This is a genomic window from Roseateles aquatilis (assembly GCF_002205645.1).
Taxonomy (GTDB): Bacteria; Pseudomonadota; Gammaproteobacteria; order Burkholderiales; family Burkholderiaceae_C; genus Roseateles; species Roseateles aquatilis.
Map to the genome: position 1 here is coordinate 187,619 of NZ_NIOF01000005.1, position 19,803 is coordinate 207,421.

Below are 19,803 nucleotides of genomic sequence, written 5' to 3' on the forward strand. Positions count from 1 at the left end.
TGTGTGTCGTTCAGGCCCAGGACCGTCGGATCAAGGGGCCACACCGCGCTTGATCATGGCTCGATGGTTCTCGTCGAACCAGGTCGCCACGTCACGAAGAAACGGCGCGACCCATTCGAGCGCCTCGGCCAGTTCGTCGGTGTCAACGCTGTAGCCGGCCCGGTACTTGCGGTTGCGCCAGTCTCGGAGGATGTCCAACTCGTCGAAGCGGAGTTCGCTCAAGCCGAGTGCATGGCAGGCGCCCTCCAGCACCACCACGTGATGACCGCGGTCGCTCGTCATGCGCCACCCCTGGGCGCATGCGACCGCCATGCAGGCGAGCAGCACGGCATCCCAAGTCGCATCCATTCGCGTGCCATTGGAGATCGTCGTCTGGCCGGCATCCTGCAACTTGGCCTGAGACTGGCTCAGCCATTGCACGACGTCACGCGCGTTCACCGCCAAGGGCTTGAGCGGTGCATCAGGCTGAGCGGCCAGCTCCCGAAATGACTTCAGCATCGAAATCCCCGATCAAGGGTATTCGCGGCCCTCGCACGATGTCCTGCGCGAAGCTCTCCCCGCTGCGAAGTTGGTCCAGAAAGGCTGAGATCGTAGTGGCCGTGGCATGGATCTCACGACCCAATACCCGACCAGCGGGCTTTAAAGCCACATTGGTCTTGAGTTCTGACATCGACCCGAAAACCATCACGTCGACATCGCTGCCGACACCTGCCTGACCCCGTGCCACCGAGCCGAAAACGAAGGCAACCTGAACTCCCTTCACAGATCGCAGGCTCTCGCGCAACGTTCGCACCAGGACGCTGTCCTGCTGCATCAAGGCAACCAGTGGCGCGAGCGATGGATCCATGGTGGCCTGATAACGCGGCAACCCGTCCTGCTCCCGTCGTGTGACGAGCCCGGCGCTGGCCCAGCGCCTCAGCCAACGAGCGACGCTGCCGGCATCGGTGCCGGCCTCCGTCGCCAACTCACGTTGACCGAAACCGCGACCCGGCTCGGCGAACAGCGCCCGCAGCACACGAAAGCGTCCGGCGCTGCCGAAGACCTCTGTCAATTGCGCTTCGTTCATGGCGATCACCCTAGCAAGATGCCGACATTGTAGGCAAATCGCCTACGACGTAGCCAAATTGCCTACACCGTAGCCAGATTGCCTACAGCCGCTCTTGCGTCGCCGCCGGGCCGCCCGCTCCTCCCGAGCGGCGACCCGGCTCGCCTCACAGCAGGTCGTACCGATCCAGGTTCATCACCTTGGTCCACGCCTTGACGAAGTCCCGCAGGAAGACCTGCTGCCCGTCCTTCGAGGCATAGACCTCGGCCAATGCCCGCAACTGCGCGTTGGAGCCGAACACGAGATCGACCGCCGTGGCGGTCCATCGGATCGCGCCGCTGGTCCGGTCGCGGCCCTCCAGCACGCCCTCCTCGGCCGCCGAGCGCTGCCACCTCGTCCGCATGTCCAGGAGGTTGACGAAGAAGTCGTTGGTCAGCGTCTCCGGCCGGGTCGTGAAGACGCCGTGTTTCGTGTGGCCGACGTTGGTGCCCAGCACCCGCAGGCCACCGACCAGGACCGTCAGCTCGGGCGCGCTCAACGTCAGCAGTTGGGCCTTGTCGACGAGCGCCTCGGCGGCCTCGGCGACGAGGTCGCGACGGATGTAATTGCGGAAGCCGTCGGCCGCCGGCTCCAGCACGGCGAAGGATTCGACGTCCGTCTGGTCCTGCGACGCGTCGGTGCGCCCGGGCGAGAACGGCACGGTGATGTCATGGCCCGCCCGCTTCGCCGCCGCCTCGATGCCGGCCGAGCCGGCCAGCACGATCAAGTCGGCCAGCGAGATCTTCTTGCCACCGGACTGCGCCGCGTCGAAGTCCTTGCGCACCGTCTCCAGGCGGCTCAGCACCTGCTCGAGATCGCGTGGCTGGTTGACGGCCCACTCCTTTTGCGGCGCGAGGCGGATGCGCGCGCCGTTGGCGCCGCCGCGCTTGTCCCCGCCGCGGAAGGTCGAGGCCGACGCCCAGGCCGTGGTCACCAGCTGCGACACCGTCAGGCCGGTCGCGAGCACCTTGGCCTTCAGGTCCGCCACGTCCCGGTCGTCGACCAGCGGATGGTCGACCGCGGGCACCGGGTCTTGCCAGATGAGCTCTTCCTTGGGCACCAGCGGTCCGAGGTAGCGCGACACCGGCCCCATGTCGCGGTGCGTCAGCTTGTACCAGGCGCGCGCGAACGCGTCGGCGAACGCCTGCGGGTGCTTCATGTAGTGGCGCGAGATCTTCTCGTACGCCGGGTCGACGCGCAGCGCCAGGTCGGCCGTCGTCATCATCGGCGCGTGGCGCCTGGCCGGATCGTGCGCGTCGGGCACGGTGCCCGCGCCGGCACCGCCCTTGGGCGTCCATTGATGCGCGCCGGCGGGGCTCTTCGTCAGCTCCCACTCGAAGCCGAACAGCGTCTCGAAGTAGCTCATGTCCCACTTCGTCGGCGTCGGCGTCCACGCGCCCTCGATACCGCTGGTGATCGTGTAGACGCCCATGCCCTCGCCGAAGGCGTTTTTCCAGCCCAGGCCCTGCTCCTCGACGGCCGCGCCCTCCGGCATCTCGCCGACGTGGTGAACCTCCCCGGCGCCGTGGCACTTGCCGAAGGTGTGACCGCCGGCGACCAGCGCCACGGTCTCCTCGTCGTTCATCGCCATGCGGCGGAAGGTCTCGCGGATGTCGCGCCCGGACGCGGCCGGATCGGGATTGCCGTTCGGGCCTTCCGGGTTCACGTAGATCAAACCCATCTGCACCGCCGCGAGCGGATTGGCCAGGTCGCGATCGCCCGCATAACGCTCATCGCCGAGCCAGGTGGTTTCGGGGCCCCAGTAGATGTCGGTCTCGGGCTCCCACACGTCGGCGCGACCGCCGGCGAAGCCGAAGGTCTTGAAGCCCATCGACTCCAGCGCCACGTTGCCGGCCAGGATCATCAGATCGGCCCACGACAGTTGATGGCCGTACTTCTGCTTGATCGGCCAGAGCAGACGCCGGGCCTTGTCGAGGTTGCCGTTGTCCGGCCAACTGTTGAGCGGCGCGAAACGCTGCGCGCCGGTGCCGGCGCCACCGCGGCCGTCCTGCACGCGGTAGGTGCCCGCGGAGTGCCACGCCATGCGGATGAAGAACGGGCCGTAGTGGCCGTAATCGGCCGGCCACCAGTCCTGCGAGTCGGTCATCAGCGCATGCAGGTCGGCGACGACGGCATGCAGGTCGAGGGTCTTGAACGCCTCGGCATATTTGAACTGCTCGCCCATCGGATTCGCTCGCGCCGAATGCAGATGGAGGATCGCGAGGTTGAGCTGATCGGGCCACCAGTCCCGATTGCCCTTGGCCCCCGCGCTGGTGTGCTTGCGTGACACGCCCGTGAATGGGCACTTTGCTTCGCCTGACATATTTGCCTCCTTGGATGACCTGAGACTGTCCGCTGGGTTGGAACGCGAAGCGAGTCTAGGACCGGGAAGGAGGCACGGGCAAGAGAGCCTGGCTATGAGCCCGATAGCGCGCTTTTCCTCAACATGTGTCATTACCGGCGTCATCGAGCTCCGCGACACTGCGCGCCCTGGAGATTCCCCATACGCCCTGTCCTGGTGGCCCTCGCGGCCGGCTTGTCACTCTCGTCCTGCTGTCTGGCGGCGGGCGGTCATCACGCGGTCGACGACGCCGCGCTCCTCGAACCCGGCCAATGCAATGTCGAGGCCTGGGCGGCACGCTCGAACGTCGATCGCCGCCGGCTTCAGCACGTCGGCTCCGCCTGCCGCGTCCTCGATGTCGAGCTCGGGCTCAACGTCGACCGCGCCACGACCGCCGTGGATCCGACGGCCCGCCTCCTCGGCGTGCAACTCAAGTGGGCCACGGAACTCCAGCCCACGCTGGCCCTCGGCGCGGTGGTGGCGGTCAACCGGCACGACCACGCCCCGCGCATGCAACGGATCGTCCTGGTGCCGCTGACCTGGACACCGCGCGAGGACCTGGCCGTGCACCTCAATGTCGGGCGCGATGTCCACGGCAGCGGGCCGCACCACACGCCGCGGGGCATCGCCGTCGAGTGGCAGCCCACTGCGGCGTGGCAAGGCCTGGCCGAGTACTTCCACGACGGCCAACGGCCGTTGCGGCGCCTCGGCCTGCGGCGCTTCTTCGGTCCGAACGTCACGCTGGATCTGAGCTACGCACGGACAGGCTCGACTGCGGAGACGGCCAAAGAGGACTGGTGGACGCTGGGACTGAGCTGGGCCTTCGAGCGCTGATCGGGCCCGCCCCCGCCGCGACGCGGCGGGGGGTAAAGTCGGCGAGCCTCAACGTCAACGGAGCGTCCTCGCCCATGTCGTCCAGCACCGCACCGCCCTCCCCGGCCGACCTGTCGCCGAGCGCACCGACCGAGCCAGCGACACCTGGTCCCGCCTCGACGCCATCCATCCACGCCGCGGCCGCGGCGGGCTACTCGGCCGGCGCCGATACCTACGTGAAGGGCCGTCCGGACTATCCACCCGAGTTGCACGCCTGGTTGCGCGACAGCGTCGGCATCGTGCCCGGCGCGGCGGTCGTCGACCTGGGCGCGGGGACCGGCAAGTTCACCCAGCTGCTGGCGAAGACCGGCGCCGACGTCATCGCCGTCGAGCCGGTGGCGGAGATGCTCGCCCGCCTGCGCGTCGACCTGCCCGGCGTGACCGGCGTGCAGGGCACCGCGACGGCCATCCCGTTGCCGGATGCCTCGGCCGACGTCGTCGTCTGCGCGCAGGCCTTCCACTGGTTCGCGACGACGGCCGCGCTCGACGAGATGGCCCGCGTGCTCAAGCCCGGTGGCCGCCTGGCGTTGATCTGGAACCTGCGCGATGCGCATGTGCCCTGGGTCGCCCGGATGAACGAGATCACCGACCGCCACGAAGGCGACGTGCCGCGCTTCTACAAGGGCACATGGCGCGGGGTCTTCCCGCATCCGGCCTTCGAGGCGCCGAGCGAGTCGCAGTTCACCAACGCGCACACCGGCCCGGCCGAGGATGTCATCGTCAAGCGCGTGCTGTCGACCAGCTTCATCAGCGCGCTGCCCGACGACCAGCGCGCGACGGTCGAGGCGCAACTCCGGCGGCTGATCGACGAGACGCCCGACCTCAAGGACCCACCCCACGTCGCCGTGCCCTACCTGACCTTCGCCTTCTGCGCGCGCAAGCGCGGCTGACCGCGCGCTGCGACGACGACCGCGTCTGGCCCCCGGCGAAGTCGCCGCCGCGCCTCGCGCGACTCCTGCGATTTGCGCGTTTTCAAAGTCGCTGACCAAATAAGGCCTTTCGGCAGACTGGCCGCGTCGTCAACATCGAGGACAACAATGGCGCTCCGGCGCCGGCAGTCCCCGACGGGGACGACGAGAATCGATTCTTTCGCACTCGATCCGCATCCGTTCCGCATCCCATTCAATGGAGCTCACCATGTCCCTGCGCATCAACGACACCGCCCCGAACTTCACCGCCAAGACCACGCATGGCGAGATCGACTTCCACTCCTGGATCGGCGACAGCTGGGCGATCCTGTTCTCGCATCCGAAGGACTTCACCCCGGTGTGCACGACCGAGCTGGGCTACATGGCCAAGATCGAGCCGGAGTTCACCCGCCGCGGCGCCAAGTTGATCGGCCTGTCGATCGACCCGGTCGAGAGCCACGGCAAGTGGGTGGCCGACATCGAGGAAACGCAGGGCGCGACCGTGACGTACCCGATGATCGGCGACACCGACCTGGCGGTGGCCAAGCTCTACAACATGCTGCCGGCCGAGGAGCCGGGCAGCTCCGACGGCCGCACCGCGGCGACCAACGCGACGGTGCGCTCGGTCTTCATCATCGGCCCGGACAAGAAGATCAAGCTGATGCTGACCTACCCGATGACGACGGGCCGCAACTTCGACGAGATCCTGCGCGTGCTCGACTCCATGCAGCTGACCGCCAGGCACAAGGTCGCCACGCCGGTGAACTGGAAGCATGGCGACGACGTGATCATCGCGGGCTCCGTGTCCGACGAGGACGCGAAGAAGCTGTACCCCGAAGGCTGGGCCGCCCCCAAGCCCTACCTGCGGATCGTGAAGCAGCCGCGCTGATCGACGCGACGCGCGGCGGCGAACACGCCGCCGCGAGGCCTTCATCCGGGTGCCGCCTCGCCCGTGCCGTCGGGAGGAACGCATGAAGACTTACGGACGCAGCATGGGCCTGGGATTCGCGTTGGTCTTCGCGATCCTCGCCGGCATCGGCGCCGTCGCGGTGCGGGGCGCCTTCCTGATGGACCAGGCCTCGACGCGACTGGCCGAGGGCCATCGCGCCCTGCGCGACCTGTCCGCGCTGCACGGCGCGATCACCGCCACGGAGACCGGCCAGCGCGGCTTCCTGCTCTCCGGCGATCGCGGCTACCTGCCGAGCTTCGAGGCGGGCGTGAAGGACACCGCGCGGCGGCTGAGCGAATTGCGCGACAGCCCCACCCTGCACGACCGCGCGCTGCAGCTCGACGACGTCGAGCGCATGATCTCGTCCCTCTTCGGGACCTTCCGGCAACGGATCGCGCAGCGCGAGGCCACGACGCTGGAAGAGGTGATGCGCGCGCCGCAGGTCGAGACCGCGCGGCGCCAGATGGCGCAGTTGCGCGCCGCGCTGAAGGACGTCGAGGACGAGGCCACCACGCAGCTCGACGCGCGCAGCGCCGAGATGGCCGAGGCCACCCGCGAGGTCAAGGCGTTCGCCGTCGGCGGCGCGCTGCTCGGGCTGGTGTTGATCGTCGTCGTCTGGGCCGTGCTGCAGCGGCAGTTGACCCGCTCCGTCGGCGGCGCCGCGGAGGACATGTTGCGGCAGTCGCGCGAGCTGGAGGCCTCCTCCCAGCAACAGGCTTCCGCCACCAAGGAGACGGCCACCGCCACCGTGCAGGTCACCGCGACCATGCACGAGGTGCAGGCCGCCGCCCATCAGATCGCCGAGCGCTCGGCCGAGGTCGAGGCCATCGCCGTGGCCAGCACGCTGGCCGCGCAGGCCGGCGGCAGCGCGATGGTGCGGGCGCGCGAGACGGTCGGCCTGATGCGCCAGCAGATCGATCGGGTCGTCACGCAGATGCTGGCGCTCGGCAAGAAGGTGCAAGGCGCGACGACGGTGCTCAGCGCGGTCGAGGAATTTGCCGAGCGCACCAACATCCTGGCCATCAACGCCACGATCGAGGCCGCGTCCGCCGGCGAGGCCGGCGAGCGCTTCCAGGTCGTGGCCGACGAGATCCGCCGCCTCGCCGAGCGCGTGCGCGGCGACGCGCTGGAGATCCGCTACCAGCTCGACGAGATCCGCAACGCCTCCAACGCGACGGTGATGGCCACGGAGGCCGGCTCCAAGGCGGTCGACGCGAGCTCCGACCTCTTCGCGGAAGTCGACGAGGCGCTGCGCCTGATCGTGAAACGCGTCTCGACCTCGGAGTCCGCGAGCCAGGAGATCCGGCTGGCCACGCAGCAGCAGTCCAGCGCCGTGCAGCAGCTGGAGGTCGCATTGGCCGGCGTGACGAGCGCGACCAACGAGGCGGAACAATCGGCGCATCGCAACCTGTCGACCGCAGGGGCGCTGTCCACGACGGCGCATCGCCTGCGGGACTTCGTCAAGGCGCCGGCGCAGTTGCCATGGCCGCGGGCGCGCGCCGCGCGCATCGCGGAGGCGGCCCTGCGCGGCTGAACCCGCCGAAGCCGGCCGCAGCCGATCAGCCTGCGCCGGGGGCCACCGAAGGCGGCCAACGGCGCGCGGCTCATCCGACGATCACGCCCACCACCAGCACCGCGTTCAGCGCCATGATCACCGCCACGATCACGCTGGCCACGGCGGTGGTCCAGCGGCTGCTCGCCAGCTCGCCCATCACCCGGCGGCTCGCGGTGAAGCGGATCAGCGGCACGATCGCGAACGGCAGTTGCAGGCTCAGCACCACCTGGCTGAAGAGCAGCAACCGGCCGATGCCCTCGTCGCCGTAGACGAGGCACACGACCAGCGCGGGCACGACCGCCACGGCGCGCGTCGTCAGGCGTCGCGCCCAGGCGGGCATGCGCAGGTTCACGAAGCCTTCCATGACGATCTGGCCCGCCAGCGTCGCCGTCACCGTCGAGCTGAGCCCCGACGCCAGCAGCGCCACGCCGAACACCACGCTGGCGATGCCCGCGCCGGTCAGCGGGTCCAGCAGCCGGTAGGCGTCCTGCAGGTCCTCCACGCCGCGATGGCCGTTGGCGTGGAAGACCGCGCCGGCCGTGATCAGGATCGCTGCGTTGATCAGGAAGGCCACCGACAGCGCCATCACGATGTCGATGCGCGCGAAGCGCAGCGCGTCGCGCTTGCCTTCGGTGGAAGTCTCGAATCGCCGCGTCTGCACCACCGACGAATGCAGGTAGAGGTTGTGCGGCATCACCGTCGCGCCCACGATGCCGATGGCGATGTAAAGCATGCCGGGATCGGTGATCGTCTCCCGCACCGGCATGAAGCCGCGCATCACCGCGCCCCACTGCGGATCGGCCAGCGCCAGGTTGATGCCGAAGCACACGAAGACCACCGTCAGCAGCGCCAGGATGACCGCCTCCAGCTGGCGGAAACCGCGCTGCTGCAGCCACAGGATCAGCACCGCGTCCAGTACCGTCAGGCTCACGCCCCAGGCCAGCGGCAGGTCGAACAGCAGCTTCAGCGCGATGGCCGTGCCGATCACCTCGGCCAGGTCGCAGGCGCAGATCGCGATCTCGCACAACAGCCACTGCCAGACCACGGTCCGACGCGGCGAGTGCGCGCGACAGGCCTGCGCCAGGTCCAGGCCCGAGGCGATGCCCAGCCGCGCCGCCATCACCTGCAGGATCATCGCCATCAGGCTGGACATCGCCACCACCCACAGCAGCGCGTAGCCGTAGCGCGAGCCGCCCGCGATGTCGGTGGCCCAGTTGCCGGGGTCCATGTACCCGACCGCCACGAGGTACCCCGGGCCCAGGAATCCTCGCAGCCGGCGCAGGAAGGCGCCGCCCTGGGCCACCGGCACGCTGCGGTGCGCGGCGCCCAGGGACGGGCCGTTGACGGGCAGGCCGATGTCCGGCTCGATCGCGATCGCGGGAGGAGGCGTCATCGGTGTCCCTTGGGCGGTGGGGTCGGACGGTGGAGTCAGAGGCAGGCGTCGGGTGGCGGGGTCAGACCAGAGGCGTCAGCGTGCGATGCAGCAGCACGGCCGCTCCCATGATGACGACGCTCCAGCCTGCCAGCAATCGGGCGGCCCGGCGGACCTCCGGGCGCGAAGGGATTTGCCCCGGGGATGTCTTCATGGCGGTCGCATCAGACATACGCGCTGCTCATGGCCAGCGAGCCGTTCACGCCCGCCGGGAAGAAGCCGCCCTGCGTCACCGCGTCCTTGTTGAGGTAGACGATGTTCAGCACGTCGCCCGGGGAACGGCTGAAGGCGATGCCGTTGTCGTCGAGCGGCACGATGTTGGCGATGTCGGGGGTCGCGCCGGCGATGCCCTGGTCCACGTCGGTCGAGCCGTCCAGGCTGTCCCGCGCGTTGGAGATCGCCACGCTCGCGCTCGCAAGGCCCTTCGCGTACATGACCGTGCGGACCAGTCCCGCGTGGTACGCCTCCGCCGCGAGGATGCCGGCGGCGGCCTCCAGAAAGGTCTTGCTGGAGATCAGCGGGGACGCGCCCTTGTAGGCGGTCACGCCGACGTCCTCGAAGATATAGGCGCCGAGCAGGAAGCTGTTGTCGTCGGCGAAGGGATTGAACACCTGCCCCGCGGTGATGAGTCCGGCGGCGCGCGCCGCGACCGAGAACGGACCGTTGGGATCGGTGCCGCTGATGTTGATGGCGGGATGCGCGACGGCCGATGCACCCAGCGCGGCGCGCAGGAAGCGCACGTGGTCGAGCTCGTCCTTGGCGATCTCCTTCGCGTACGCGGCCACGAGCGGATCGGCGAATGGCACCTTCGCGCCGCCGGTGATCGCGCCCTGCGTGCCGACGCCCGTCATCATGCTGGCGGGCAGGCCCATGCCGAAGACGGCGTATTGATAGAACTGCGCCTCGAGGTACTCCAGGTTCAGCGCGAAGTTGAGGATCTCTGCATCCGTGGGCGCGGACTGCGCGACGGCATCGTCGCCCGATCCGCCGCAGGCACCCAGCAGCGTGCCGACCGCCAGGCCGGCGGCGACGCCGCCCGTCTTTCGGAAGAAGTGGCGGCGCTCTTCGCGCTTGACGGCGCGACGCTCCAGCAGATCGATGATGGGAGAGGAATTGAACATGGTGGCTCCTTCGACAAGGAAGAATTCGGGCGGCCTTGTTGCGAGACCTGACCCGTCCAGGTGGGAAGCTCGCCCGAAGGCGACGTCATTCACGACCTGAGCAGCACTACGCCGCCGATCCGCGCCCGGATGCACCCGCGTCGCCGGAAGGGTCATGCGGGCCGCGGCGGCGGGAACGCCGCTGGGTCTCGCGGGGCAGCACGGCCGCGGCGCCTCGATGGCATCGACGCCTCGACGCGTCGATGCGTCCCGACGAATCCAAAACCCCGCGCGCCGCGTATAGAAAGCAGCGCCTCGACGATGCGTCGCCGAGGCGCGTGAGACGTGCTCCGGGGACACCGGGCACGACCGGGAGCAGGCCTTGCCTGACGGGGTCGAGGCCGGCCCTGGCCCTGAACGTTGGGAGCTGCGATGGAGAAGATGTCGATGGGACAGGACGCGTCCTCGGATCGCGCGGCGAGGCTGGTCGCGCTGATGGGGCGCGTGGCGCTCGCGGACCGCGAGGCCTTCGACCAGCTCTATCGCGCCACCAGCGCCACGCTCTTCGGCGTGGTGCTGCGCATCAACCGCGACCGCAGTCAGGCGGAAGAAGTGCTGCAGGAAGTGTTCATCGCCGTCTGGCGTCAGGCCGCGTCCTTCGACGCACACCAGGGCCAGCCGCTGACCTGGCTCACCAGCCTGGCACGCCACCGCGCCATCGACAGCCTGCGTCGCCTGGCGACGCAGCCCTCCACCATCAGCAGCTTCGGCCATCTGGACGAGGACGGCGGCCCGAATGCCGACGGCGAGGACGACTTGCTGGTGCACATGCCCAGCCTGACACCGGGGCCGCTGGACCTGCTGGACGACGCCAGCCGCGCCCACTCGCTGCAGCTCTGCATGGCCTCGCTGAGCGGCGAGCAGCGCAGCAGCCTGGCGCTGACGTACTACCAGGGCCTCTCGCACGCGGAGGTGGCGGACCACATGAGCCAGCCGCTGGGCACGGTGAAGAGCTGGGTGCGGCGCGGGCTGCAGAGCCTGCGTTCCTGCCTGGACCGGGCCGCGGGGCTGATCGCCTCGATGGAAAAGGCCGCCTGATGGACTACGGACATCCGGAACGCGCCGACCTCCTGGCCGCCGAGTACGCGCTGGGCACCTTGCGCGGCGGCGCACGACGGCGCTTCGAGCGCTTGTTGCCGGCCCATCCCGCGCTGCGCTCGGCGGTCGCGGCGTGGCAGACCCGGCTGCAGCTGCTGGCCGGGCAGGTGCAGCCCGTCGAGCCCCCGGTGCATGTATGGCGGGCGGTGCAGCAGCGCCTGTTCGGCGCGTCGGCCCCCGCCGGCGATGTCCCTCGCGCGAGCGGCGCCCCTGCCGGCGGATGGTGGCATCGGCTCGGCCTGTGGCGCGGCATCAGCGCGGCGACCACGGCCGCGGCCGTGGCGCTGGCCGTCATGGTGATTCGTCCGGAACCGGTCACGCCCCCGGTGGTGATCGTTCTGGAAAGCACCGCCGAAGGCCTGCAAGTGGTCAAGACCGGCTTCGTCGCCAGCGTCTCGGCGGACGGTCGGGCCTTGGTGCTGCGTCCGTTGGGACCGCTGTCGCTGGACGCGCGGCACGCGCTGGAGCTCTGGGCGGTGCCCAAGCAGGGATCGCCTCGCTCGCTGGGCCTGATCGCCACGGGCGCGGCGTCCACCACCGTGATCCGCGCCGGGCTGCTGCAGGACACGAACGCCTTCGCGGTCAGCCTGGAGCCGGCAGGCGGCTCGCCCAGCGGCGCGCCGACCGGACCGATCGTGTCGGCCGGCGGCGTCTGAAGGCCGTCGGCTCGAAAAAAACGCCGATCCCGACGCATCCAAACGCGTGAAGACTGCGTAAAGGTCGACTGCGGTCGTACTTCAGGAGCTGCCGATGGGGCTGGCTCCGGCCGGCCGTCGAGGAGCTGCGATGAACCCGATGCCCACGATCTCGAAGACCCTTCTCGCCGCGGCCTTGCCGGCGGCGTTGCTGGCGGCCTGCGCAATGCCCGGAGGCCCGGCGGCGCCGGCCTTCTCCCAGGCCGACCTGCCCGCCGCCGTGCAGGTTCCGGACGGCCACAAGGTCGTGATGGAGACCGTCGGCGTCGGCAAGATCACCTACGAATGCCGCGCCAGGAAGGACATGGCGGACCAGTTCGAGTGGGTCTTCGTCGGCCCCGACGCCACGTTGATGGACCGTCGCCAGCAGGCGGTGGGCAAGTACTACGGTCCGCCCGCCACCTGGGAATCGCGCGACGGCTCCAAGGTCACCGGCACGCAGGTCGCGGTAGCGCCGGCCGCGGCGGGCAGCATCCCGATGCAGCTGGTGAAGGCAAACCCGGCCATGGGCATGGGCGCGATGCAGGGCGTGAGCCACATCCAGCGCGTGGCGACCCGCGGCGGTGTCGCGCCGCAGGCCCCTTGCGACATGGCCCGCACGGGCCAGAAGGTGGTCGTGGACTATCAGGCCGACTACATCTTCTGGACGCCGGTGGCGATGCGCTGAGACCGCGGCCGACGGCCGTTCCCTCGTACTGCCCGCGCCCTTCGCGCACCGTCCGGGACGGGCGCGGGCGCGCGCATCGGCGCGACGGAACAGGTTGTCACCAGGCATCGTCTCCTGTTGCAGGTAGCGCTGCCGGGCCCGTTCCGATTCGCCGATCCTTAACCGGATCGTCACGGAGCGCTCGGATCATCGCGTCCACCAACTCGTGCGCACAGCGCCACAACAGGGAGCCTCCGATGCGATCGATCCTGCTTCTGACCGCCGCCGCCGCGGCGCTCGCCCATGCGCCGCGGGCCGATGCCTTCGCCCAGGAAACGCACCGGCGCATCGCCATCGACGCGGTGCGCTACATGCAGCGGCATCCGGACACGACCAACTACGCCAAGCTGCTGGCCGGCGTCTCGCGCGCCGGCTACACGATGGACCAGTTCGCCGCGCAGCTCGGCCAGGGCGCGTTCGACGTCGACGACTTCGCCGATACCTACATCTGCGGCGCGGTCACCGGCGACTGCCAGTTGGCGCCGGTCTGGGGCCTGGGCTCCGGCATCGTCAACTACACCTCCTACTGGCATTTCCAGAACCGCACGCAGGGCCCCGATGTGCACGGCAATCCGTTCGGCGGCTACAACTACGCGAAGCTGACGGTCAAGGGCGACATCGACGACCTGGCCGCGGCCTGGCTGGTCGGCGATCACCTCGACGACGGCAAGGGCGGCATGAAGGGCTGGTTCAGCGACGGCTCCAGGTACAACAGCTACGGCATCACCGAGGCCAACTACCGTCAGGGCGGCGTCTCGTCGCCGTCGATGTACGCCGACTTCGAGAAGGCCCCGTTCCAGCCCGTGGACAACCTCGGCCAGTACTGGTGGTCGCAGTTCCTGGCGCGTCCGACGGTGCAGAGCCTGGGCTTCGTCATGCACACGACGGACCTGCTGCAGCCGCATCACACCTGGACGACGTCGGCGCTGAACCACTCCGGCTGGGAGAGCTGGGTCAAGGACTACTACGACAGCGAGGCGCTCGGCGACGACGCGCTCGTCGGCGCGGCGCTCGCGAGCTTCACGCCGCTGGCGCCCACCGCCACCGACATCCGCCCGCTGCTGCGCCAGGGCGGCCAGATCTCCTACAGCCGCGGCGGCCAGGTGCTGTCCACGACCGACCACGCGGAGCGTCGCAACGTGGGTCGCGTCGTGGTCCCGCACGCGATCGCGATGATGGTGCATCTGTTGAATCGCGCGGCCGAACGCCTGTGAGGCGCCCCGGCCGCACCGCTGCGATCGTCGTCACGAGCGGCCTGCTGTCGATCGGCGCGGCGAGCCTGGCCGGCACCGGTGTCGCCCCCGTGGCGCCGGTGGCCGTCGAGGCCGCCGCCACGCGTGTGGGCGGCCATGCCGATGCGGGCGCGCGAGGTGACGCCTGGATCGCGCGACTCGGCGACGAGACCCTCCCGCGCCGTCCCACCGAGGCCCTGCTGACGCTGGCGCGGCGCGAGCGGCCGGCGCTGACCTTGCCCGAACTCACGCGGCACGTCGCGCTGGACCTGCTGCTGGGCGATGCTGCGGCCCGCGAGGTCGGCGACGCGACGCTGTTCGCGAGCATGCGGGTGGGCTTCCCGCCCGAGGTCGAGACGCGTCGCCAATGGCTCGCGACGCTGCGCGAGCTCTGGCCGGAGCGGATCGACCGCGCCTGGCGGAAGGCCAGGCTGGAGCTGCCGCAAGCGCCCGACCCGCGCGCCTGGGCCGCGTTGTGGTCGGGGTCCGCGGGCGGCGGACTTCGAATGGATGAACAGCTCGACGACACCGAACGCGTCGCCGCCGCGCGCTATGTGTTGCTGCGGTATCGCGCCTTCGGGGACGAACGCGCGGGAGCCGTCACGTTGGCCGATGTCTGGCCGCTGCAGAACGTGCAGGGGCGACGGATGCTGCGCGCCGGGGACCTGGCCTATGCCCGCGCGCAGGCGCGCCAATGGCTGAACGAGCGCTTCGTCGCGCAATGGCTGCGGCAGGACAGCGGCTGGAGCGAGCAGGAACTCGCGTTCGTCCATCGCGTCGTGCAGGCGCGCCTGCGGCGCATCGCCTGGCAGCGCTGGCAAGGGCTGAGCGCCGACCCGCACGGCGACGCGCCCGCGCGCGATGCGCTGGCCGCCGCCGTGACGACCGAGGAGATCGCCGCGTTCTACGCCGCGCATCGCGATCGCTTTCAGCGCCTGGAGTCGGTCGAGGGCCTGCGCCTGCGCTGCGCCGATCCAGCCTGCGGCGACGGACGGGACCTGCGCCAGCAGCCCGGCGCAACGCGCCTCGTCTGGCAGCTCGGCGATCCCCGGCCGGCCAGCGAGCTGGATGCCTGGGCGCTCGACCTGATGCAGGCCTGGCCGGTGGGGCAGGTATCGCCCGCGATCCGTCATCCCGACGGCGGCGGCTGGGAACGCGTGCAGGTGCTGGCCGTGCGTCGCGGCCACCATCCGGCCGACAGCGAGACGGTGCGTCACGAGGCACGCCAGGCGCTCGCGATGGAGCGGCTGGAGACGCGATGGCAGCAGCGTCAGCAGGCGTTGATCGCCGCCGCGCCGCTGCGCTGGGCGCCGGGCATCGTGCCGCCGGCCGATCCCTTCGTGCCGGAACGTCTCACGTTGACGGGAGCCCCCGGCCATGCCCATTGAGCCCCGGCCCGAGCGCCGGGGCCCCCGCTTGGCGGGCGCGCTCGCGATCGTCGTGGGGATCGCGGGTGCCACGGCGGCCTGGCTGACGTTCGGCGACGGGACCGTCGACGCGGGCGACTCGACCGCTGCCGCGCCGCCCGCGCGCCCGGCGTCGTCGCCGAGGCCCGGCCCCTTGGTGGCAGGCGGCGGGACGAGCGCCTCGGCGGCCTCATCGCCTGGCGGCATCGCGCCGTCGACCCCGACGGTCGCCGAGTCGCCCCCCGCGCATTGGAGCCTCGCCGACGCGCGGGTGGCCGGCGACGACCGGTCGCCGCCGATGCAACGATCGACGGCCGAGCCGCCCACGCCGACCTGGCAACTGGACGACCACGCGAGTTACGCGCGTCGCGAGCGACAGCGCCACCAGGACGTGCAACGCGCCTTCGTCGCCGCGGCCGATCAGGAGTTGCCGATGCTGGACGCGCAGATCGAGCGCGGCCGCGCGATGGGTCTCTCGCCGGAGCAGCTCGCCAAGGGCGAGGAAAAACGGCGCCGCATCGCGCAGATGCGCGATCGCATGCAGGCGGCGCTGGCCGCGAGCGGCGCGACGCCCTGAACGGCGCCTCCGACGCCGGTGAAGATCGCCCGAGCGCCCTCGCAGGTCGTGTGGCAGCGGATGGCAAGCTCGTCCGGCGACGGATGGCGAGCCCGTGCGGCGGCGCCGTCGATCTGTCACAAAGCCCCAGCAACATCGGCATTCCCTGTCCCACGCCCCGTCTTCGCCATGCGCCTCCTCGCCCTGCTGCCGCTCGTCCTGACCGCACCGCTGCTGCAAGCGGCATCGCCCGCGCCGGCTCGCCCGCTTGCCTCCGTCAAGGCAACGGCCTGCCAGGAGACGGACCGGATGTACGACTGGCGCGAGATCACCTGCACCGTCCCGGCCGCCGCGACGGCGCGCCGCTTCCAGTTCAAGGCGATGTTCACCGGCGGCCATGACGACACCTCCGCCAGCATCGCGCCGACCCTGGGCGAAGCGCCGCTGGCCTGCGCCGAGGGCAGCAAGCTGAGCCTGTTCGGCGAGGACGGCGACGTCCACGTGTTCTGCGACTTCGGCGGCGCGGCGATGGCCGGCCGCACGACGTTCAAGGTGCTGATCAAGTGGAGCCACGCGGAGTTCGCGGACTTCGATTTCCTGGCGGACTGACGCCCCCCGGCCCCCGCCACACCTCATGCGTTAAGCTGCCGGCCCGCTGTGCGGGTTCGAGTTTCTTTGCTGAGGATGCGGCTGTGCAAGACACGGATGTGGTGGTGATGGGTGCGGGCGCGGCGGGCCTGATGTGCGCGTTGACCGCGGCGGGGCGGGGCCGGCGCGTGGTGCTGCTGGACCATGCCAACAAGGCCGGCAAGAAGATCCTGATGTCCGGCGGCGGCAACTGCAACTTCACCAATCTGTACACCGAGCCGGCCAATTTCCTCTCGCAGAACCCCCACTTCTGCAAGTCGGCGCTGGCCCGCTACACGCAGTGGGACTTCATCGCGCTGGTCAACAAACACGCCGTGCCGTACCACGAGAAGAAGCTGGGCCAGCTCTTCTGCGACAACAAGTCCATCGACATCCTGCGCCTGCTGCTCGACGAATGCGAGGCCGCCGGCGTTCAGCTGCTGCTCAACACGTCCATCGAGCAGATCGAGCGGGAGGAGACATCGGCGCACGGGGCCGAGGGCGCCGATGTCATCGAGCGCGCCAAGGACATCGAGGGCGACGGGTCGGCAGGCGGCTATCGCCTGCAGACCACCGCGGGGCCGATGCGCTGCGCGTCGCTGGTGGTGGCCACGGGCGGGCTGTCGATCCCGACGATGGGCGCGACCGGCTTCGGCTATCAGGTGGCCCGGCAATTCGGCCACAACGTGCTGCCGACGCGCGCCGGCCTGGTGCCCTTCACGATCACGGACCAGCTCAAGGACCTGTGCACGGAGTTGACCGGCACCTCGGTCGACTGCCTGGTGAGCTGCAACGGCAAGAGCTTCCGCGAGAACATCCTCTTCACGCACCGCGGCCTGAGCGGCCCGGCGATCCTGCAGATCTCGTCGTACTGGCTGCCCGGCCAGGCCGTGGAGATCAACCTGATGCCCGACCGCGACGCCGCGGACTGGCTCGCGCGGCAACGCGACGACCGGCCCAACGCCGAGCTCAAGACGCTGCTGGGCGAGGTCTTCACGAAGAAGATGGCCACGCTGATCGCCGAGCAATGGTTCGTCTCCAAGCCGATCAAGCAGTACACGCACGCGGAGCTCGACCAGATCGCCACGCGCCTGTCGGCCTGGCAGGTCGTGCCGGCGGGCACCGAGGGCTACCGCACGGCCGAGGTGACGCTGGGCGGCGTCGACACCAGGGAGGTGTCGTCCAAGACGATGGAATCGCTGAAGTCGCCGGGGCTGTACTTCGTCGGCGAGGTGCTCGACGTCAGCGGGCACCTCGGGGGCTTCAACTTCCAGTGGGCCTGGGCCTCGGGGCACGCAGCGGCGCAGTACGTCTGAGCGCCGCCTGCGCCAGTCAGGTCGCCCGCCGGCGCGTCAGCCGATCCTTCATGTCCTTGACGACGATGTGCGTCAGCGCGCGCATGAAGCGGACCTCGCTCGCCGTACTGAGCCCGGTGACATCGGCCGGGCCGGCATGGGCCTGATCCAGCGCGGCCTGCGCGGTCGCCAGCGCGGCATCGGCCAGCGCGACCATCTCGCCGAGGACGCGGCGGGCGGTCGGGGCGGACAGGCCCAGCGCCTCGCCCGCCAGCAGCACGCTGTCCTCGGTCACCTGTCCGAAGGTCCGCGCGCCAGGCAGTGGAATCGCCATCGGCACGTCGGGCCAGATCGCGTGTTCATCGGCGAATGCCCGGGTGTGATACGCACCGGTCGCAAGCAGGTCGTAGTGCGGCGCGAGCTGGATGCCATGCGACGAGACGAAGAACGAGAGGTTCTTCAGGTGGCAGTCGTCGTTGGCGATGAGCAGGTTGAAGATGAGCCAGCGGAAGAGTTGCAGCGTCGTGCGAGCCCGGTTGGACGTGGCTCGAATGATGTCCTTCAACGAATCGAGCGTCGCACCGCTGTGCTTGAACGCACGGGACCGGCTCAGCAACTGGCAGGCATCGATGATGTGCAACCGTTGCACTTCCAGGCTCGGCACGCCTTGATCGCGCGTACCGACTTCCCTCACCAGCCGGTCGAATCGATCGACAACATAGACCGGCTCCGGCACGTGGCGCAGATGCGCTGCAGGGACCGGCAGATCCATGGCCCTGGCCATGCACATGGTCAAGTACTCGTTCATCACCGACGCCGGGTAGGTCGATGCATCGGGATGGCTGGGCTTGAGGATATGCGTGGAGGCCGTGGCACCTTCGGGCTCATAGAGCTTCCCACCGACGAGGCTCACCAGCATCTTGTGCTGCGCACCGGCCAACGACATGCGCTTCGGCGCTTGTGCGGTCAGGGTCTGCTTGGGAATCCCCGCGATCCGATGGGTGAGTTCCGCGTCGGAGAGCACGCGAAGCCCCGTCGTCGCGGGCAGCGGCACGTCGGGGGGCAGCAGTGTCAGCGAGCCCGCGGACTCCGCCCCCAGGTATTGCAGCAGCGCGAAGGCGTCGTCGCCCTTGATGCCCGCCTCCTTCTCGATGGCCTGGCGGAGCAGTTCCTCCGGCAGCAGGTTGTCGAAGTACCACTGCACCGGACGTTGCGTGCCCCCGTCGACGTGCCGCTCCAACCGAAGCGGCAGGCCCGGCGCCAAGGCAAAACCATCCGCCGCGGAGACCCAGTCAGGGTCGTACTGCAGTTGCCAGAGATCGTCGCCTTCGAAGAGTTCCCCGAGCGGTCGACGATCCATGTAGACGCGCAGGCTTCTCATCGGTCGTCACCGTCCTCGTCGGCCTCTGCTTTGCCATCCGTTGCCGAACGCTTCGCGCCTGGCGATTTCGCCTGACCAGCCTGCGCTTCGGCGTACTTGATCCATGCGGAGGTCGCCCGTTTCTCCTTGACCTGCTCCAGCATCGGCGCCACGTCGTCCGGGACATCCACGCTCAGCGCGATGCCGAGTTCCTCCAGGAGTTGCAACACCTTGCCCAACTGCATCGTGGGCTTGCCGCGCTCCGCGTCGATAGCGAACTGCCGGCTGACTTTCGCAATGCCGGCCAGGTCGTCCTGGCGCACATTGGCGCTCTTGCGCACGGCACGGATCACCATGCCGAGATCCTCGGGGGTTTGGATGGGTCGCTTCATTGAATGCCTACGTTCGCAGACATTTTGAGGCCAAGGCGGCTAGAAGGCAATGAAATGTCCGCGCTCGTGGACATTATTCGTCTCCCGCATCCGTTTTTTTGAAAATACCTGCGATCACAGGCATTTTCATTCTC

20 protein-coding genes are annotated in these 19,803 nt (G+C 69.5%); 12 read left to right on the forward strand and 8 right to left on the reverse strand.

Features of this window, described 5'->3' with window-relative positions; genetic code table 11:
* Window positions 1-30 precede the first annotated feature (30 nt).
* The 3 genes from CDN99_RS13435 to katG form a co-directional block, all read right to left on the reverse strand.
* Window positions 31-438, reverse strand: coding sequence for a hypothetical protein (locus CDN99_RS13435; protein WP_141100771.1), 408 nt, complete (start codon window positions 436-438; stop codon window positions 31-33).
* Between the two features lie 22 nt (window positions 439-460).
* Window positions 461-1,066, reverse strand: a complete 606-nt coding sequence (locus tag CDN99_RS13440; protein WP_141100772.1) for a nucleotidyltransferase domain-containing protein — start codon at window positions 1,064-1,066, stop codon at window positions 461-463.
* 145 nt (window positions 1,067-1,211) lie between these two features.
* The gene (gene katG, locus CDN99_RS13445) at window positions 1,212-3,407 is read right to left on the reverse strand and encodes a catalase/peroxidase HPI (protein WP_088385379.1); all 2,196 of its coding nucleotides are present in this window, start codon (window positions 3,405-3,407) and stop codon (window positions 1,212-1,214) included.
* Window positions 3,408-3,620: 213 nt separating this feature from the next.
* Between katG and CDN99_RS13450 the strand changes: the two genes are divergently transcribed.
* The 4 genes from CDN99_RS13450 (at window position 3,621) to CDN99_RS13465 (ending at window position 7,689) form a co-directional block, all read left to right on the forward strand.
* A complete protein-coding gene (locus CDN99_RS13450; protein ID WP_141100773.1) occupies window positions 3,621-4,259 on the forward strand; it encodes a PA4824 family protein in 639 nt (212 codons plus the stop codon).
* A gap of 74 nt (window positions 4,260-4,333) precedes the next feature.
* Complete coding sequence (locus CDN99_RS13455; protein ID WP_088385381.1) at window positions 4,334-5,188, forward strand: class I SAM-dependent methyltransferase; 855 nt, start codon at window positions 4,334-4,336, stop codon at window positions 5,186-5,188.
* A gap of 247 nt (window positions 5,189-5,435) precedes the next feature.
* Window positions 5,436-6,095: a peroxiredoxin gene (locus tag CDN99_RS13460; RefSeq protein WP_088385546.1), complete on the forward strand. Its 660-nt coding sequence runs from the start codon at window positions 5,436-5,438 to the stop codon at window positions 6,093-6,095.
* 82 nt (window positions 6,096-6,177) lie between these two features.
* The gene (locus CDN99_RS13465; protein WP_088385382.1) at window positions 6,178-7,689 is read left to right on the forward strand and encodes a methyl-accepting chemotaxis protein; all 1,512 of its coding nucleotides are present in this window, start codon (window positions 6,178-6,180) and stop codon (window positions 7,687-7,689) included.
* Window positions 7,690-7,759: 70 nt separating this feature from the next.
* Here the strand turns inward: CDN99_RS13465 and CDN99_RS13470 are convergent, their stop codons facing one another.
* The 3 genes from CDN99_RS13470 to CDN99_RS13475 all read right to left on the reverse strand — a co-directional run bounded on the left by CDN99_RS13470 (window position 7,760) and on the right by CDN99_RS13475 (window position 10,263).
* Entirely contained in the window at window positions 7,760-9,103 is a 1,344-nt protein-coding gene (locus CDN99_RS13470; RefSeq protein ID WP_088385383.1) for an Nramp family divalent metal transporter, read from the reverse strand.
* A gap of 61 nt (window positions 9,104-9,164) precedes the next feature.
* A complete protein-coding gene (locus CDN99_RS28680) occupies window positions 9,165-9,314 on the reverse strand; it encodes a hypothetical protein (RefSeq protein WP_158218843.1) in 150 nt (49 codons plus the stop codon).
* Complete coding sequence (locus tag CDN99_RS13475) at window positions 9,307-10,263, reverse strand: ferritin-like domain-containing protein (RefSeq protein ID WP_088385384.1); 957 nt, start codon at window positions 10,261-10,263, stop codon at window positions 9,307-9,309. Before CDN99_RS13475 ends, CDN99_RS28680 begins: the two co-directional genes overlap by 8 nt.
* 411 nt (window positions 10,264-10,674) lie before the next feature.
* Between CDN99_RS13475 and CDN99_RS13480 the strand changes: the two genes are divergently transcribed.
* The 8 genes from CDN99_RS13480 to CDN99_RS13515 all read left to right on the forward strand — a co-directional run bounded on the left by CDN99_RS13480 (window position 10,675) and on the right by CDN99_RS13515 (window position 17,938).
* Entirely contained in the window at window positions 10,675-11,340 is a 666-nt protein-coding gene (locus CDN99_RS13480) for a sigma-70 family RNA polymerase sigma factor (RefSeq protein WP_238139512.1), read from the forward strand.
* Entirely contained in the window at window positions 11,340-12,056 is a 717-nt protein-coding gene (locus CDN99_RS13485; RefSeq protein ID WP_088385385.1) for an anti-sigma factor, read from the forward strand. The genes CDN99_RS13480 and CDN99_RS13485 overlap by 1 nt, the downstream gene beginning before the upstream one ends.
* 139 nt (window positions 12,057-12,195) lie before the next feature.
* A complete protein-coding gene (locus CDN99_RS13490; protein ID WP_088385548.1) occupies window positions 12,196-12,762 on the forward strand; it encodes a DUF3455 domain-containing protein in 567 nt (188 codons plus the stop codon).
* 236 nt (window positions 12,763-12,998) lie between these two features.
* Window positions 12,999-14,015 (forward strand): phospholipase C/P1 nuclease family protein, encoded by a 1,017-nt coding sequence (locus CDN99_RS13495; protein WP_088385386.1) that lies wholly within the window; start codon window positions 12,999-13,001, stop codon window positions 14,013-14,015.
* Window positions 14,012-15,421: a hypothetical protein gene (locus CDN99_RS13500; protein WP_088385387.1), complete on the forward strand. Its 1,410-nt coding sequence runs from the start codon at window positions 14,012-14,014 to the stop codon at window positions 15,419-15,421. Before CDN99_RS13495 ends, CDN99_RS13500 begins: the two co-directional genes overlap by 4 nt.
* Complete coding sequence (locus tag CDN99_RS13505) at window positions 15,411-16,016, forward strand: hypothetical protein (RefSeq protein ID WP_141100774.1); 606 nt, start codon at window positions 15,411-15,413, stop codon at window positions 16,014-16,016. Before CDN99_RS13500 ends, CDN99_RS13505 begins: the two co-directional genes overlap by 11 nt.
* Before the next feature lie 168 nt (window positions 16,017-16,184).
* Window positions 16,185-16,604: a hypothetical protein gene (locus CDN99_RS13510; protein ID WP_088385389.1), complete on the forward strand. Its 420-nt coding sequence runs from the start codon at window positions 16,185-16,187 to the stop codon at window positions 16,602-16,604.
* Window positions 16,605-16,687: 83 nt separating this feature from the next.
* A complete protein-coding gene (locus tag CDN99_RS13515; RefSeq protein WP_088385390.1) occupies window positions 16,688-17,938 on the forward strand; it encodes a BaiN/RdsA family NAD(P)/FAD-dependent oxidoreductase in 1,251 nt (416 codons plus the stop codon).
* Window positions 17,939-17,954: 16 nt separating this feature from the next.
* Here the strand turns inward: CDN99_RS13515 and CDN99_RS13520 are convergent, their stop codons facing one another.
* Both CDN99_RS13520 and CDN99_RS29030 read right to left on the reverse strand, forming a co-directional pair.
* The gene (locus CDN99_RS13520; RefSeq protein WP_088385391.1) at window positions 17,955-19,298 is read right to left on the reverse strand and encodes a HipA domain-containing protein; all 1,344 of its coding nucleotides are present in this window, start codon (window positions 19,296-19,298) and stop codon (window positions 17,955-17,957) included.
* Window positions 19,295-19,633, reverse strand: a complete 339-nt coding sequence (locus CDN99_RS29030) for a helix-turn-helix domain-containing protein (protein WP_202820266.1) — start codon at window positions 19,631-19,633, stop codon at window positions 19,295-19,297. Before CDN99_RS29030 ends, CDN99_RS13520 begins: the two co-directional genes overlap by 4 nt.
* Window positions 19,634-19,803 lie beyond the last annotated feature (170 nt).